The sequence below is a fragment of the Paenibacillus sp. cl123 genome, from assembly GCF_900101595.1.
Taxonomy (GTDB): domain Bacteria; phylum Bacillota; class Bacilli; order Paenibacillales; family NBRC-103111; genus Paenibacillus_G.
The window spans coordinates 906,089-921,831 of sequence record NZ_FMYY01000001.1; the positions used below are offsets into that span (position 1 = coordinate 906,089).

15 protein-coding genes and 1 pseudogene are annotated in these 15,743 nt (G+C 48.9%); 11 read left to right on the top strand and 5 right to left on the bottom strand.

Annotated features, from left to right (window positions below; genetic code table 11):
• The first annotated feature begins 474 nt into the window (after nt 1-474).
• The gene (locus tag BLR08_RS03880) at nt 475-1,146 is read left to right on the top strand and encodes a helix-turn-helix domain-containing protein (protein WP_072328309.1); all 672 of its coding nucleotides are present in this window, start codon (nt 475-477) and stop codon (nt 1,144-1,146) included.
• Nucleotides 1,147-1,193: 47 nt separating this feature from the next.
• Here the strand turns inward: BLR08_RS03880 and BLR08_RS31985 are convergent.
• From BLR08_RS31985 to BLR08_RS03895, 3 genes and pseudogenes are all read right to left on the bottom strand, one after another.
• A pseudogene (locus BLR08_RS31985) lies at nt 1,194-1,349 on the bottom strand (serine/threonine protein kinase); the annotation flags it as partial.
• A 148-nt stretch (nt 1,350-1,497) separates the two neighbouring features.
• Complete coding sequence (locus tag BLR08_RS03890) at nt 1,498-2,880, bottom strand: copper amine oxidase N-terminal domain-containing protein (protein ID WP_072328310.1); 1,383 nt, start codon at nt 2,878-2,880, stop codon at nt 1,498-1,500.
• A 140-nt stretch (nt 2,881-3,020) separates the two neighbouring features.
• Nucleotides 3,021-3,692 carry a helix-turn-helix domain-containing protein gene (locus BLR08_RS03895; RefSeq protein WP_083536730.1) on the bottom strand — a complete coding sequence of 224 codons (672 nt, stop codon included), beginning with the start codon at nt 3,690-3,692 and terminating at the stop codon, nt 3,021-3,023.
• Nucleotides 3,693-4,174: 482 nt separating this feature from the next.
• Between BLR08_RS03895 and BLR08_RS03900 the strand changes: the two genes are divergently transcribed.
• The 6 genes from BLR08_RS03900 (at nt 4,175) to BLR08_RS03925 (ending at nt 10,588) form a co-directional block, all read left to right on the top strand.
• Nucleotides 4,175-4,705 carry a CbrC family protein gene (locus BLR08_RS03900; RefSeq protein ID WP_072328312.1) on the top strand — a complete coding sequence of 177 codons (531 nt, stop codon included), beginning with the start codon at nt 4,175-4,177 and terminating at the stop codon, nt 4,703-4,705.
• Between the two features lie 12 nt (nt 4,706-4,717).
• Nucleotides 4,718-5,248, top strand: coding sequence for a hypothetical protein (locus BLR08_RS03905; protein WP_072328313.1), 531 nt, complete (start codon nt 4,718-4,720; stop codon nt 5,246-5,248).
• 310 nt (nt 5,249-5,558) lie between these two features.
• Complete coding sequence (locus BLR08_RS03910; protein ID WP_176835402.1) at nt 5,559-6,734, top strand: stalk domain-containing protein; 1,176 nt, start codon at nt 5,559-5,561, stop codon at nt 6,732-6,734.
• A gap of 338 nt (nt 6,735-7,072) precedes the next feature.
• Nucleotides 7,073-8,107: an ABC transporter substrate-binding protein gene (locus BLR08_RS03915; RefSeq protein WP_072328314.1), complete on the top strand. Its 1,035-nt coding sequence runs from the start codon at nt 7,073-7,075 to the stop codon at nt 8,105-8,107.
• A 204-nt stretch (nt 8,108-8,311) separates the two neighbouring features.
• Nucleotides 8,312-9,892, top strand: a complete 1,581-nt coding sequence (locus tag BLR08_RS03920; RefSeq protein WP_072328315.1) for an AraC family transcriptional regulator — start codon at nt 8,312-8,314, stop codon at nt 9,890-9,892.
• Between the two features lie 117 nt (nt 9,893-10,009).
• Entirely contained in the window at nt 10,010-10,588 is a 579-nt protein-coding gene (locus tag BLR08_RS03925) for an LURP-one-related family protein (protein WP_072328316.1), read from the top strand.
• A 7-nt stretch (nt 10,589-10,595) separates the two neighbouring features.
• On the opposite strand, the gene BLR08_RS03930 is transcribed toward BLR08_RS03925, so the two are convergent.
• Both BLR08_RS03930 and BLR08_RS03935 read right to left on the bottom strand, forming a co-directional pair.
• The gene (locus BLR08_RS03930; RefSeq protein ID WP_072328317.1) at nt 10,596-11,627 is read right to left on the bottom strand and encodes a nitroreductase family protein; all 1,032 of its coding nucleotides are present in this window, start codon (nt 11,625-11,627) and stop codon (nt 10,596-10,598) included.
• A gap of 52 nt (nt 11,628-11,679) precedes the next feature.
• Nucleotides 11,680-12,165, bottom strand: coding sequence for a MarR family transcriptional regulator (locus BLR08_RS03935; RefSeq protein ID WP_072328318.1), 486 nt, complete (start codon nt 12,163-12,165; stop codon nt 11,680-11,682).
• Between the two features lie 235 nt (nt 12,166-12,400).
• Between BLR08_RS03935 and BLR08_RS03940 the strand changes: the two genes are divergently transcribed.
• The 4 genes from BLR08_RS03940 (at nt 12,401) to BLR08_RS03955 (ending at nt 15,724) form a co-directional block, all read left to right on the top strand.
• On the top strand, nt 12,401-13,000 hold the full coding sequence (locus BLR08_RS03940; protein WP_072328319.1) for a TetR/AcrR family transcriptional regulator: 600 nt from the start codon (nt 12,401-12,403) through the stop codon (nt 12,998-13,000).
• Between the two features lies 1 nt (nt 13,001).
• Nucleotides 13,002-13,751 carry a type I methionyl aminopeptidase gene (gene map / locus BLR08_RS03945; RefSeq protein WP_072328320.1) on the top strand — a complete coding sequence of 250 codons (750 nt, stop codon included), beginning with the start codon at nt 13,002-13,004 and terminating at the stop codon, nt 13,749-13,751.
• Between the two features lie 171 nt (nt 13,752-13,922).
• Nucleotides 13,923-14,864 (top strand): carbohydrate ABC transporter permease, encoded by a 942-nt coding sequence (locus BLR08_RS03950; protein WP_072328321.1) that lies wholly within the window; start codon nt 13,923-13,925, stop codon nt 14,862-14,864.
• A 23-nt stretch (nt 14,865-14,887) separates the two neighbouring features.
• Nucleotides 14,888-15,724 carry a carbohydrate ABC transporter permease gene (locus tag BLR08_RS03955; protein WP_072328322.1) on the top strand — a complete coding sequence of 279 codons (837 nt, stop codon included), beginning with the start codon at nt 14,888-14,890 and terminating at the stop codon, nt 15,722-15,724.
• The last annotated feature ends 19 nt before the right edge of the window (nt 15,725-15,743 follow it).

A 15,743-nucleotide genomic window follows, 5' to 3' on the forward strand; every position in this document is an offset into this window, starting at 1 on the left:
CGGACATAATAAAGAATGAACTTCTATCGAAGCGAGCCTGCGCTTAACCGGTGTTCATCCATTTATTTCTATCGATTATGTTTATATCTATGTATTTTGCGTTCAAAAAACGAATACGAATGGCGATAGAATTCGATAAATTCTTAGATTGAACTTCAGTCGGCGCGCCACCATAATTGAGATATGAATACCGGAATGAGCCGCCGGAACTGCCGAATTCGGATACTCAGAGCGGCCGGCCAACGCGGCGAGCAGGCTGCCGCTCATTCGGGCGGAGACGCATACGCATCATTTGTCCATATGCGCTTAGTGATACCTTTCCGATAAGCTGGCTCCGGCCCCGTGCCGGCGTCAGCTTGTTCATTCATTTGCCGGGATACAAAAGAATGAGACTTATAGTTCGTCAACTCCGTTGCAGGGGACCGATTAACATGGAGGGAAAGCATGGGAATTCGTACTGAAGAATGTTGTCCAATGAATATATTAGAGGATTTCGGCTTGCGCCTAAAGGAGCTGCGGCTGCGTTCGAACATGTCGCAAGACATGCTCGCCGCCCGTTCGGGATTGGATCGCACCTACATTGGCAGCGTAGAGCGCGGCGTTCGCAATATTTCGCTGAAGAATATCGAGCTGCTCTGTAATACGCTTGATGTTGACATCAGCTATTTTTTCCTGCACGAGCGTTTCTCCCTACATACGGCGTCCTTGAAAAAGGAGCTGGAACGACCGCTCCGTGAGCGCTTCAACTATCGCGTTGATCCGGTGTACAATGTCATCACCTGGCAAGTCACCGGCGGGATCAGCAGGGATGAGATTAGACAAATCGTGGCCGACCTCAAGAGCGCCTGCCTGCAGCTTGTTTCCGGCAAGGTCAAACTGCTGATCGATAACCGGAAAATGATGGTGCAAGGACAACCTATCGTGTTTCAACAAGAAGTCAACGAGAAATGGGAGGAGTTGCAGAGATGGTTTCTGCCTTATTGCGAACAAGTCGTCGTCTTGTGTAACTCCAAGCTTATGCAAAACCAAATGAATCGGCTTGCCAAACGGAGCGGAATCATTAAAGTTCAGAAAAGCCTTTTCGCCGAAGGGGAGGCTTGGCTTAGCGAAGACCCGGACCCTTGCTCGTTTTTCGAAACGCGTTAGGTGCATCTTTAAGTTATACATCTGAAAAGAAGCGTTAGAGGAGCGAAACCGTTTATCATAACACCAAAATTGACGTTCCCAGAATTCTGCTGGTCAAACACCCGGAACACTTTCCCTAATTTTTTTAGCCACTCAAAGTCGTCTTCCTCTTATAATTGAAACAATATATCTTCCATTGAAATTGTAACTCTGCTTTTCGTCATTTGCCACCTCCGCTATAGTTTGCTGAACGCTCCCACCTGGATTCCGAATCATTAGAGTTGGGCCCAACGCAATGCGGCCATCGGCTTGTATAAAGAGCCGATGGCCTTATTCGTATCCTATTGGGAGATGCAACGGATTACTTCTTCATTATTGCTCTTTAGCATCCGTGATGAAAATCTCGCCTTCGTCGAAGAACACCTTCATACCGAGCGACTCGCTTACGAAACGAACGGGCACTAATGTAATGTCGTTTTTCACAATCGCCGGTGAATCCAACAGCACTGCCTTCCCGTTCACAGCAGCTTGTTTGGCATCGATCACAAGCTCGATCTTCTCCGAACCTTTCGTAATGGTAACCCGGCGATCTGTATTATCCCAGTCTACCTTTGCGCCAAATGCCTCGCTGACGAACCGGACTGGCACCATAGTACGACCTTCCTGCGAAAAAGGTGCGACTTCCAGCTTGAAATATTTATCATCAACCGTCGCATCCTCCGAATTTAACTTCAGCGAGATGGTCTTGAACGGAAAGACCGAGTCGTCCTTGTAGATGGAGCCTTCCTTGCCGAACTCGATCGGCTTGGACTTCACAGTGCCGAACTGCGTCTCGACCTCAATCACGTAATGCTGGCCGTTTTTAATCGAGCCGTTATTGGTTGCAAACAAATCCAAAGCGACAACTCCCTGGAACGCGCCAACCGGAATCGTCTCATCTTTGTTGAACTCGGGGTTGATGATCTCATCTCCCTTGACGAGCCCCAGGAGCCAACCCACACCGGCCCGGTTGGTGCGCCAAATGCCGGCAGATACTGCTTTACCGTCCTTGTCTGTCGGACGAAGAATGACTGAAAGCACTTGAATCTTTTGCGCGAACGCTAGCTTCAACTTGAAATGGCCGTCTTTGCTCCCGTCCTCTCCGAACGCAGCGCTTCCGATCTTGTCCTGATTCAGATCGACCCAGCCGAATTCGCGGATAATTACTGGTGCGTAGGAGGTATCGGCGTCAACAAAAGGCGTAACTTCCGATTTGACAAGTCCGTCACTTGTCATGATCTCCAAGTAGTAATATTCGCCATCCTTCATGCTATTATTGTCAGAGGCATACAATTCGAATTGATTAACTCCCTTGAATGAACCTAGCGATGATTGAAATGTGCTGTTAACCGCCTTCCCGTCATGCTCTACGGCAAGCAGATATTTACCTACGTCGCCCGGTTCCTTCCATGTCGTCCATACGCCGTGTCCCGTATCGCTTCCTTTTTTGTCAGCAGCCTTCATCGTAATGGACTTGATTTCCGTTCCTTCGCCGGCATCGAACAGCAGACTGAGGTGACCGTCACGCGTACCGTCCGGCGTGCCTATTTTCTCCAGCGAAATCCGGTCCATTTCCTTATCCAGATATTGGAATTTCTTGATTTGTACATTTGTTTTCGAGTTTTCTGCCCCTAAGGCAACCCCGCCTATTATCATTCCATTGAATAGTACAGCACCGATTATTGTTGTTTGCAGGGTTCGTATAAACTTTTTCACTGTTGCTCCTCCTCGTAATTTGCTTTCCTTACCTTTGTCTTTTAGCTTTTGGGGTCAAACCGGATCTTGAAGGCCCCACCAAAGTTCTTCTGCTGGTGAGCGTGTCACGGTTGCAGTGCTTATTCCTATTCTCCTTTCATTCAGTGAGTCTCGAATAAAAAGCTCGGGTCCATGTTTTTTGTCAGCCAATCTTCTTCTTGCTGGAAAAGACTCTTTTGCACGGCAATGATTCCGCTTCGATTCGCCAATCGTTTCATCTGGTTCTGCATGAGCTTGGAATTGCACAAGACGATAACTTTCTCACTGTGAGGCAAGAACCAGCGCTGCAGTTCTTCCCAACGCTCCGTGATTTCAGGCTGAAACACAAGAGGCTGCCCCCCTAACATCATCTTCCGGTTATCGATCAGAAGCTTTACTTGTCCGAGTACAAGCTGGCGGCAGGCGGATTTTAAATCTGCAGTTATGCTTGTGACTTCATCCAAACTTAAAGCTCCAGCTACCTGCCAGCTGATTAGGTTTCGCTCCACATCGACGCGATAGCAGAACCGTTCTTGAATCGGCCGTTTCAGTTCGCTCTTTAGATGAGCTGAATGTAAGGAAAAGCGTTCGTGATCGAAAAAATAACTGATGTCAACATCAAGCGTATTACAGAGCAGCTCGATATTCTTCAGCGAAATATTGCGTTCGCCACGTTCCACGCTCCCAACATACGTGCGGTCCAGTCCGGAGCGGGCTGCCAGCATATCCTGCGACAGATTCGAGCGCAGGCGCAGCTCCTTCAACCGTAGTCCGAAATCAGATAAAATATTCATGGCGACCATCCTTCTCGCATTCCTCTGCCGCATTTATTTATATATTAATATGGAAAGCGCGGGTAAGTCGACGGACTATGAGTATCATTTATGGGTTTTGGTAATCTGCCCCATGGAGAATGCAGGCAGTAAGTGGGGGAAATGGCCTTTCGCTCTATAGCCTAGTTCTGGTCTAAAACAGGCTATTCTAGCAAGGGAGGGGGAGGTTAGCATTGAAAGCCAGAGAGGTCATGGTGATGAAATCTAACTGAGGCAGCTCTTCGGCTGCCATCGGATGATGAGATTCTTCCGTGACAACGCAATATTTTTCTAGGACCAGACAGTTGAGTTAATGTATTTACTCCCCTAATTACACGAAATCTCAGAATATATGAGCCATAACAAAATCGTATCACTCCCAGATGCAGGAATTTTATTAAGATTACCGAATAGTAACCAACATATGGTATGTTATTGAATATTTTGGAGTAAGGGGTTAAGCCATGAACTTTCCAAAGTTTAAATACAATGCAGACCCAATTAAACTAAAAGTTATTGTACAAAGAAAAACATGTTGTCCGGTTTGTAATAAAGAAAGAGATTATGCGTATCAAGGTCCATTCTATACAACAGCAGCTGTAGAAGGGATTTGTCCATGGTGTATTGCTGACGGGAGCGCCGCTAGAAAATATGATGGAGACTTTCAAGATATTGCATCATGTGAGAGAGTGGACAGTCCCGGCTTCCTGGATGAGCTGATTCATAGAACACCAGGCTTCTGCGGCTGGCAGCAAGAACACTGGTTGTCATGCTGCGGAGACTTTTGCGCAATTACTGATTATATGGGCTGGAAACAAATTCAGCAACTTGTTGAAGAATTTCCAGAGCAAACGAGAGCAGACTTTGAGCAACTTTTAAAGGATTATAGGATATCTGAACACGAATTTAAGACTGCTTCTTATGATCACATTCAAGGTTATTTATTCAAATGCATGCATTGTAATAATCTAAGGTTTTACACAGATTGCGACTAGAAGGAGATAAATATGAATTTCATAAACAACGTCCATGTCGAGATACAAGACGCAATACTCTCCGGATGTTTAAATGAAGGAATCATCGAATGGTACATAGACATTAAGTGCGGAAGCTTCTTCACCGTAGATGGTATCGAAGCAAAACCAAGAATATATATGGAGAACCAATTGTGGGATATTAGTTCAATCAACGAAATAACTAAGAAGTCTTTAGTTATCGAAGTGGGTTGTGAACCTACAGCAAAGACTATTATGCCAGGTCATAGGCTGAGTTGCATTTATGTTTTTCAACATAATGTGCTTTACGATAATATTATCGAGTTTTATGAAAGCGCTAATGCTTTAAAGGTTAGATGGAAAGCTGCAACCAAAGATTCGTATGATCCATATGAGATTAATATCGACACGATAATTCAATTTCTGGGGATTAGTCTAGGGCAATTAACGAAGGAAGAGGCTGAGGATATTTTGGATTTTGATACAACGGGATTATCTTACTGCGAAGAAGACGGGGAGCTTTATCTGCTGCCTTCCGACTAAAGTTTTGCAATACTTAGGTGGATTCGATTGTGTTCCCGTAATGCGGCCGCTAGTACATCACAGAGTAAAAACCGATGCACAAGTCGAGAATCCAAATCCTCGCAAACCGACAGCGGCGGCCATCTTCCGATTTTTTTAGTCGCGAGGTCGTCGTGCTTCTCCCGCCGGACGGGATACGAGACTGACCGAAAAATCGAAGCAAGACTATACAATCGTATAATATCGCAACGAAATTCGCGATGCTAAACTGGCGTAGACCTAACAGCCTTGGCTTGACGGTCGAAAATTTATAAGGAGAGGAATGTTTAGCTTGTTCAGAACCATGAATATTGGATATCGCCTATCGGCAAAGGCGGCTATTTGGATAACCGTCTTATCGCTTTTGATCGCGATCATGTGTCAAACGGGTGCATCGGCGGCCCCGAAGGAGATCAGCGTATATTACAATGGGGAATTAGTGACGTTTAAGGAAGCGCCGCCGATCATCCGGGACGGCAGGACGCTTGTGCCGTTCCGGTCCTTGCTGGAGACACTGGGTTTTGAAGTAGACTGGGAGAGCGCCAATGGGGAATCGAAAGCAACCGGCACGAAGGAAGGACTTGTTATCGAGCTGACGATCGACAATAAAATCGCACTTGTCAACGGTCGTAAAGTAGAGCTTGATGTGCCTGCGCAAATTGTGGACGAACGGACGATGGTTCCGCTACGATTTGTTTCGGAAGAGAGCGGATATGCTGTCTCATATAACGATTCTAACGATAAAATCGTGATTCGCATTACCGATAAGAATGGTGTGGCGACAGGAGACGGAACAGCGGCCAACGACGGGAACGATACTGTTGAGCCTTATATCCTGAAGGGCGTTGTCGTCGATTTGGGCGGTCGCCCGGTTCCAGGAGCTACCATCTACGCTGACAATCAGCTGCTTTACAACAGCAACGAGATTGCCGTTACAGACGCGAATGGCCGCTACCGGATTGAGCTGAGCCGGATGGCGACAACCTGGAGCGCTAGCGGAGAGGCCGCGATCGAATTGAACGGCGTATCGTCCAAGGTTGATCTAACGCCGGACAATGACGATCCGTTCGCTGGGAATACGGGCGCTATTCGCAACTTTGTGATGAAAACGGCCACAGGCTCTATCATATTTCATATGGCTGACTTATGGAACCCCGTGGATAGTTCGCTCCCGCCTCCAGACCGGGAAGATGTCGAGTTGACAGTGGAGCCGGTTGGCGAATCTTCCGGTGGGGCGGGCAAAACGTATGTCGGACACGGTGGGGTAACGAACAACGGTTTTGGAATAGAGGGGGTACCGATCGGCCGGTACAAGATCACGGCCCGCCTTTTGCCCAAAGGGGAACCAGCGCAAAAATTGCTGGTCCGAACTCTTGACAAGGGAGAATTTGCAGAGTCGCTAGTGACCGATTTTGAGAATATTATAGGGGCATACTACCGCATCGAGATTGAACTGAAGCTGCCATAAGCAACCCGGAGCCTTGGCCATTTTCAGGCTTCGTCCACGCACGTCCTTACTCGGCAACCTTATACCCTTAAGCCAAAACTCTTCCTAAGGAAGAGTTTTGCTTTTGGGACAGAGCGCTATTCCCACATTTGAAGAACAAGTTAAGAGAAATCCGCACGCTGGGCTCTAAATGAAAAATCGCCTGCTCGGTTATGCTTTTAATGCCGAGCGGGGAAATTCAAGCTGCGCCCGCAGCAAAATTTGTCCCGTTAAATCGCAACAAATGTCCATGGCATTTACACAAGAGGAGGGATTACAATGTAAACGTCATTGAGAATTGTTATCAAATGGAGGTCTTTATGTTGCAGCGGCTCTTTACTAAATGTTCCTTTTCTCCCTCATCGCTACTTTTTATGCTCATCATGCTGGTTATCCTCTCAGGCTGCGGAGCAGGCGGGGCGGGGACGAAACCTGCCGTAGAAACTGTACCGGCTGCGCCAACCACAGCATCTGCAGCGCCTGCGCCTGCGAATGAAGCAGCCAAGAGTGCTGTCAGGATTTATCAAGATGCGAAATCCAGAGAGGTTGAGATCCCCGCCCATCCCACGCGGATCGCAGCGCATTATTTTGCCTCGGAGATGGTTGCGCTTCAAGCTCCTGTCGTTGCTACAAACCACTTGAACGCGAAGCTTTCTCTAACGCCGGAGCAGCTGTCCAAGATCGAAGATATTGGGGGAGATGGAGTCAATCCCAATGTGGAGAAGCTGCTTTCCGTGAATCCCGACCTTATCATCCTGCCGGATTTTCTGGAGCAGAAAACCATCGATGCGGTTGCCAAAATCGCTCCTACAGTTGTCATGAACTATAGCGAGGATGCTTTCACCCGTTTGAAGAAGCTGGGGGATGTCGCGGGGGTTCCCGCGGCGGCTGACCAATGGCTTAGCGCCTATGACGCGAAGATCAAAAAGAAGAAAGAAGAGCTGGAACCGTTGTTGAAAAACGGCGCTACGGCGACGGCCTTCGTGCTTCACTCCGACAAGAAGCTGTATGTATATGGCGCTCAGCGGTTGGGTCCTACGATGTACAATGCGCTGGGATTCAAGCAACCGGATAAGGTGAAGGAGCTATTCGCCAATGATCCGCAAGCGCTTTGGAAGGAAATTTCGCTAGAAGTGCTGCCTCAGTATGCGGGTGATTATATTTTCATCGTAACTGCGGCCAAGGATGGGAAAGCGGTCACGGAAATGGACGAGCTGCTCAGCAGCCCGATCTGGAAGAGCCTCCCCGCGGTTAAAAACGGGAAAGCCCATGTGGTGGGTACGCGATGGGGGCTGAACGACCCGCTTACCTTGGAATGGCTGTTGGATGAGATGTCTAAAGCGCTAAAGCAGTAAGAATGAAAAAGAAGCTGATTTTGTCGTCATCGACGCAAAGCCGGCTTCTTTTTTTGGAGCAAATTTTATATACTAGAGCTTAGATGATATTCATTCTCAATTGCGGGGGCGATAAAGCTGCTTATCGAACAAGTCGAAATCTTAACTCCTCCGCCTATGTATATATTAAAGGAAATTCGCAAATGGAGCGTGGAAGAGCAGTCCATGCCCGATCATACCGCAAGCTTTTCATGGAAGATCGAGAACCGCGCGCTTTTGCTGGTGATACAAGGCAAAGCAAGCCTTGAAATCTGTGGCCGAATCTGCGACGGCTACGAGGGCACCGGGTTTATGCTGCCCCCAGGCTCCAGCGTGCAAGTGGACATCCCAAGGTTGGATAAGCTTCAAATGGTTCTCCTGCAGTATCAGTCATTGAATGATACATGGGACTATCTCGAAGAAACGATGGAGTTTAGCTTCTCCAAGCCGGGTTCGTTGCAAAGAAAGATAAAACACTTGATGGAGCAAAGCGCTGCCGGGGGCATGCAGGCGCTGCAAAGTCATATTATATTCCAACAACTGATGCTGCAAATATGGAAGGAACGCCCCTCATTGGAAACGGAATCGCTCTGGGAAATCGAGGATATCCACAAGCAATGGAGCCATGAGGAGCAGCACGAGAATGAGGCCGCCGTGGAGCGTACCATCTCCTATATCCACGAACATTATGCCAAACGGATTCAGATCGGCGCTTTGGCCCGCGACGCCCATATGACCCGGTGGCACTTCGGCCACTTATTTAAATCGCTTACGGGACAAACCCCGATGGATTATTTGACTGCGCTGCGCATTGTGCTTTCCAAGCAGCTTATGTCGGTCAATCCGGATTCCCGACTTCGCGATATCGCCGTCAGAGTCGGATTTCAAGATGAATTTTATTACAGCCGGCGGTTTAAAAAGCTGACGGGCATATCGCCCAATCAATTCAAGGCGCAGGGGGCGAAGCCGCCTCGAATGGTTTGTATACAGTATTTAGGGGAATTGCTGTCATTGGGAATCAGACCCGTTGCTGCCAATAGAAGCATACATCAATTGCTTGAACAGCATGCCGAAGGCATTCATGCATTGAGCGAGCCTCTTGTGGTCGAGGAAATCATGGCTCTCCAGCCCGATTTAATATTGTATCCTTCTTATATGCCTCCCGCGCTTGTAAGTGAATTTCGACGTATAGCGACTTCGGTGGAAATTAGCTGGAAAGATGATGTCGCCGCTCGGCTGCATAAAATGGGAACCCTATTTGGCAAGGAGCAGGCGGCAAATGAATGGATAGCCAGCTATGCGAACCGAGCCGAATACTGGCAGCGAGTCCTGCATGGCCGGATTGGGCCCAAGGAGACCGCGGTTGCTTTTGTCTACCACCTCGGCTTATTTGTGTATACGGGGCATCATTTTGGCCATACGCTCTACAGCGGTTTAGGGTTTGAACCGCCAGACCGTGTCCGAGAGCTGATTGAGCAAGAACCGCATATGAAATGGAAGCGCATATCGCTGGCATCCATTCATGCGTATGCCGCCGACCGTATCTTTATGGCTGTGCCTGTCTTCGGCCCTGATGCCGCGGAGGTTCGCCGGCTGCTGGAGGACGAAGTTTGGCTAACGCTCCCTGCGGTGAAAGCCGGACGCGTCAGCTATGTGGATTTGTCGTTGGCCAACTATAACCCGATTACGCTGGAGGCTCAGCTTGAAACGATTGGCACCTCCTTGCTGGAGGGAAGTGAAGGCGAGAGAGCTGCTTCATTGCTTTAGCAGAGCGTTCGTTTAGCCGAGGCGAACGGAATTCGCCTTCAAACAAGGAATCTCACTCCCTGCTGTTGAATGTAATGAGGTAAACACCATTATGTCTAGCATGCAGGGGGCGAGCACTTGAATCCGAAGTTCAATCATCAAAAATACGTGGTTAGAAAACAGATCCTGTCTCTAGTTGGGGCTAAAATCGATATTTTCGACATGAATGAAAATCCAATTTTGTTCTCGAAGATGAAAGCCTTCAAGCTGAAGGAAGACATCCGAATATACGGGGATGACACCATGCAGGAATGCTTGATCAGCATTCAAGCCCGAAGCGTCATTGATTTTTCCTCAACCTTTGACGTAGTGGATGTCGAAACCGGGAACAAGATAGGTGCTTTGCGACGCAAAGGGATGAAATCGATTTTCAAGGATGAATGGACGATTTTGAATCCAAATGATTCGGAGATCGGATTGATCAAGGAAGATAACGCGCTGCTGGCCCTTTTGCGAAGATTTATGACGAATTTGATCCCTCAGCATTACAACGCGGAGCTGAACGGGAGCCAGGTCGCAGAGTACAAGCAGAATTTCAATCCTTTCGTCCAAAAGTTGAACGTCGATTTTGCCGCCGATTACAACGGCAAATTTGATCGCCGCTTGGGCCTTGCCGCCGCTGTGCTGCTGATCGCCGTCGAGGGCAATCAGGGATAAGGCGAAGTCATAAATGCGTGATAATAAGGCGTGGAAGAGAAGGCGGTTCCGATTGCGGCGGGCGGCCGTTTTCTCCGAGCTCCAATACCGCTACGATCCGCTCCCCCGGCTGGATGCCGAACGGCTTACATTGGTCCTCGTCATAAATCCAATCCGGTATGGATCGGCGCGCATGCCACTCTCCGGATTTGAGCAGCAGTTGAACGTTTTGAATCAAGCAGCACACCGCCGCATAATCCTCCTCCCGCTTGTGGGGATCAGCTTCTTGCTTGGCCACAACCAAAAGGAGGGCTGGCTTCGCGTTTCTATCCGATTCCGAGAGTTTTGCCGCCGCTTGGCTGCCCGTCACATAGATAAAGCGCCATGGTTCCCTTAACCCGTCATTCGGCGCCCAGACGGCGTCATTCAGTACCTTCAGAATGCTTTGCGCTGGAATCCGGACGTAATCCGGTTGAAGCGAGTCCGCTGCCGCATCTTCTCCGATTGCGGTCCATTTCTGCTCTGCCGGCGTCCTTCTTCGAGCTCTCGGCGCCTTATCGAAATAGCCTATATGTAAAATGCCGGCAAATCGTTCCCCCTTCTGCAGCCCGATTTCTGCATGAAATGACTCGCTTTGAAGCATGGGGTCCGTGTCCCACAGCGCGCCCAACCCGCGTTCCCAGCCAAGCAGTTGAAAATTTTGCATCACACTGCATACGGCCGCGTAATTTTCATCGCTCCGCCGCCGATCGGAGGCGGATTCCGCGATGAAGATCAGGTGAGCGGGCATATCCGTTATTTGTTTGATGAAAAAATCGATCATTTTGGCAGGCATCAGCTTTACGAATCTGCTTTCCTTCATTTTAGCCGTCATGCTTTTGACCAGCCTATGACGCGACTCCGGCGTGCCGGCGAACAGGCAGCGCCAACGCGGCGTGCCTTCGTCTTCATACAGGTTGGCCGCATCGGTTAACAAGGATACGACCAGTTCCGGCGTTACCGGTGTTGAGTTGAATCTCCGGATGGTTCTGCGTTCTCTTATCGTATGGGGAATATTCAATTTAATACCTCCTCTATTTTTGTTCACCAGTAAACAAAAAGACTAAAAAAATTTAGTTATTCTCGCCTATGTAACGGGCCATCCCGTGAAAAAACTTCAAAATCGTTTGCAGTTCGACATCGGAGTAATCATCCAAAAAACGCTCAAAGCGCTGCTTCTCCGTTTCGTGCAAAACCTGATGCAAATCGAACAGCCGCTTTCCCTGGGGAGTCAGACGAAAATAAACCTCTTTGCGGTTGTCACTGAGCTGGGTCCGGTGAATAAGATCAAGCGCAAGCAGCTTCTTGCTAATCTTGGTGATGCTCGCCTTGGACAATTTTAATTTCTCAACAATCGCAGAATGATTAATCGGTTCATGCTGGCCGATGCAATCCAGAACATGGATGGTAGATAAACTTCCGGGTATGCCTTTCAGCTGATGAAGCTCCCCCAGCTCTTTGATTTCTCTAAGCTCCAGATCCATTCGCTGTTCATGCAAATGAGAGGAGTGAAGCAGCTGTTCATAAATTAACGTCTTGATGCTGTCAGGGGAACTCATGAATCCAACTCACACTCCATATTGTCTACTTGGAAATAAAATAACACAGTTTATCGGTTTCAGCAAGCTTGAGTAATTAATCCGAATGGCGCTCCAGATAGGATCAGCTCAGAAGCTTGTATCACGCTCAGTGTGAGGGGAACCCGGCTGGCAGCTTCAGGTTGACGAAAAAGGAAAATTATTGTACCTTTATATTGACATTACAGTAGGTCAAAAAAAGGAGGGCTTTTCGATTATGTCTCCCCGAACGAAGGAGCAAAACGAAGAGATTCGTGTGACCCGGATCCGGCAAATGCAGCGGGCAGCTGCGCAGGTGTACATAGATAAAGGCATAACTATGGAAATGCGGGATGTCGCCGCCCAAGCCGGACTCGGTTACGGAACCGTTTATCATTATTACAAAAATAAATACGAATTGTTTGACGAGATGCTGTTGGGCGCTTTCGAGCAGGCGAGATCGGTTACTGAAACCGCCTTGGGCGAAGGACCGTGGTTTGAGCGACTGCGCAATTATATGGTGCTTATGCTGCGCCAATGGTCGGAGGATCTAGCTGTATTCATCTTGTACAAAATGTCATCGGAAAATTTCCACCAGCTGCCTGGCGGCCGCTACAGAGAGCTCTCCCGACGGTTCCATGAAGAGCTGTACTTGCCGCTGGTGGAGGTTTTGCGGGAATGCGACGGCGGGAGAAGCCCGGAAAAAGCGGCCAACATGCTGATTGGCTCGCTGGTCGGCTATGCGGGGCTGCATATTCATCATCGGCATGAAGAAGTGGACGCGGATGAAGCTGCGAAAATCTTGCTTACGGGACTTTTGCCTGAGGGGGGCCGATAATATGGTTACTTTGAAATCGGCGGCGGAAATCGAAAAGATGAAAATAGCCGGGCAATTCGTGGCGGCATGCCATAAAAGAGTGGCCGAAATGATTCGTCCGGGTATAACGACGCAGGAGATTAACGATGAAGTTGAGCGGCTCATCGCGAAAGCCGGGGGGAGAGCGCCCACTTTGGGCTACAATGGCTACCGGTATGCAACGTGTGCTTCCGTGAACGATGTGATCGCGCACGGGTTTCCGAGCAGCAAGCCGCTCAGGCAGGGAGACATCGTCACGATCGATATCGTGGCGGAGCTGAACGGCTGGGTCGGAGATTCCGCATGGAGCTATGCGATTGGCGATATATCGGAAGAGGCCGAGAAGCTGATGCGGGTCACGAAAGAGTGCATGTATATCGGAATTGAACGGGCAACGGTCGGCAGCCGGATCGGCGATGTCGTTTATGCCATTCAACAGCATGCGGAGCAAAATGGGTTCGGCGTCGTACGCGACTTGCTTGCCCATGGCGTGGGGAGAAGCATGCATGAGGAGCCTAATTTTCCGCATGTCGGGTCGCCGGGGAAAGGGTTCCGTCTTAAGGAAGGCATGGTTTTTACCATTGAGCCGATGTTGAACGCAGGAACTTACCGGATGACGGTCGATGACGACGGCTGGACTGCGAGAACCGCTGACGGGAAGCTATCCGCTCAGTATGAACATACCATTGCCATTACGCAAGAAGGACCCGTTATTTTGACATCGCAGGAATAGGTCTGTGCATCCAATAAGCTTCCGGGATCAGCTGCGCGTGCAGCGGGTTCCGGTTTTTTGCGTTTGAAAAAGTCAAAATACTGCACAGATGGGTCAGAATCTTCACCTGTGCTTCGATTCCAAGGCTTGTATAGTAAATGTACAAGTTGAAGCATATAGAGGTGAATGGAGATGGAGATGACTAAAACGGAGGCTGCACGGGCGCCTGTCGGCAGACGGCGGCATTTTTGGAACAACGAGCGTAAGGAAACCTTGGCAGGCTGGCTGTTTCTGGCTCCGGAGTTTATCGGAATTGTGTTTTTGTATGTGTTTCCGGTGTTTTTCTCCCTGTATTTAAGCTTAAGCGATTGGAATCTGGTCGGGGGGCTCTCTTCGATCAAGTTCGTCGGATTGGATAACTTTGTGAAGCTGTTCCAGGATGAGAAAGTGATGCTGGCGCTGAAAAACAACTTCATCTATACGCTGCTTACGGTTCCGATCGGCATGATCCTGGCGCTTATTTTGGCGGTGATCATTCATTCGAAGGTTTACTTGCAGAGCTATTTCAAGGTAGCTTTCTTTATTCCGTATATTTCGTCCATCATCGCCTTGGGCGCGGTATGGAGTGCGCTGTATCATCCTTCGCAGGGGCCTATTAACCAATTTTTGATCAGCATCGGGATCACCGAGCCTCCGAACTGGCTGGCTGACACGAAGTTTTCGTTGATTTCGATCATTATTATTGCCGTATGGGCCGGAATCGGGTACCAGATTGTTATCTATTTGGCCGGGTTAACGAACATTCCGGAGGAGCTGTACGAAGCGGCCGGCATCGACGGAGCGTCCCCGCTGCAGCAGTTCAAGAGCATCACGATGCCGCTGCTGGGGCCGACAACCTCCTTTCTGTTCATTACCTTGCTTATGTCTTCGTTTAAAGTATTCGATCTGGTGGCGTTCCTCACCAACGGGGGACCGAACGATTCATCGACCGTTATCGTATACCGCATCTATGAAGAAGGCTTCCGCAACTTCAAGATGGGCTATGCTTCTGCGATCTCCTGGCTGTTGTTTGCGATCGTAGGTATTGTGACCTTCATCTCGTGGCAGCTCCAAAAACGAAAAATACATTATTAAAGCTTCAAGTCAGGAGGGACAGTATGCTTGCTCGTAAATTGGAAATGCCGAAGGTAGTCGTTACCGCGATTATGGGAGCTTTCTCCTTGTTTTTCTTGCTGCCGCTCGTATGGATGGCTTCCGCCGCCTCTAAGCTGGAGAAGGACGTCATGGATTTTCCGATCCGCTGGATTCCGGAGACGTGGAATTTTGCCGCCAACTTCAAGCAGGTTTGGATGGGCAATGTGCCGTTTTATTTATTTTACTTCAACTCGCTGAAGCTTGCGATTATTATGACGGCGTGTACGATCGTTTTCTCCTCGATGGCCGCATTCGCGTTCACCAAGCTGCGCTTTCGGGGACGTGATTTCGCCTTCGGGATGCTGCTTTCTTTCATGATCATTCCGGAGCAGGCGACGCTTGTTCCACGTTACCTGCTAATGAAATGGTTCGGTTTATACAACACGCACGGCGCGCTTATCATCATGGGCATGTTCTCGATCTACTTTACATTCCTGCTGCGGCAATTTATGATGGGAATCCATAACGATTTTATCGAAGCGGCCAAAATTGACGGCGCCGGTTATTTCACCACGTACTGGAAGGTTATGCTGCCGCTGTGCAAACCGATATTGGCTACGGTCGGTATCATAAAATTCATCTGGACATGGAATGATTATCAAAATCCGCTTATTTTCCTGATCAACAAAAAGCTTTATCCGATTACGCTCGGGATGCAGATGTTCAAGGACGATTATGCCGACAATTACGCGGTCATTATGATGGCCTCCTTGTCTGCGATCATCCCGCTGCTTATTATTTTTATCGTGCTGCAGAAGCAGGTCATCAACGGCATTGCCCTCGGCGGCGTCAAAGGATAAGTCAAAATCTTGCACATTT

Coding starts and splice junctions, on each gene's coding strand:
- BLR08_RS03880 (WP_072328309.1), top strand. CDS start 475: ATGAATATATTAGAGGATTTCGGCTTGCGCCTAAAGGAGCTGCGGCTG.
- BLR08_RS03895 (WP_083536730.1), bottom strand. CDS start 3,692: ATGAATATTTTATCTGATTTCGGACTACGGTTGAAGGAGCTGCGCCTG.
- BLR08_RS03900 (WP_072328312.1), top strand. CDS start 4,175: ATGAACTTTCCAAAGTTTAAATACAATGCAGACCCAATTAAACTAAAA.
- BLR08_RS03905 (WP_072328313.1), top strand. CDS start 4,718: ATGAATTTCATAAACAACGTCCATGTCGAGATACAAGACGCAATACTC.
- BLR08_RS03915 (WP_072328314.1), top strand. CDS start 7,073: ATGTTGCAGCGGCTCTTTACTAAATGTTCCTTTTCTCCCTCATCGCTA.
- BLR08_RS03920 (WP_072328315.1), top strand. CDS start 8,312: ATGCCCGATCATACCGCAAGCTTTTCATGGAAGATCGAGAACCGCGCG.
- BLR08_RS03935 (WP_072328318.1), bottom strand. CDS start 12,165: ATGAGTTCCCCTGACAGCATCAAGACGTTAATTTATGAACAGCTGCTT.
- BLR08_RS03940 (WP_072328319.1), top strand. CDS start 12,401: ATGTCTCCCCGAACGAAGGAGCAAAACGAAGAGATTCGTGTGACCCGG.
- map (WP_072328320.1), top strand. CDS start 13,002: ATGGTTACTTTGAAATCGGCGGCGGAAATCGAAAAGATGAAAATAGCC.
- BLR08_RS03950 (WP_072328321.1), top strand. CDS start 13,923: ATGGAGATGACTAAAACGGAGGCTGCACGGGCGCCTGTCGGCAGACGG.
- BLR08_RS03955 (WP_072328322.1), top strand. CDS start 14,888: ATGCTTGCTCGTAAATTGGAAATGCCGAAGGTAGTCGTTACCGCGATT.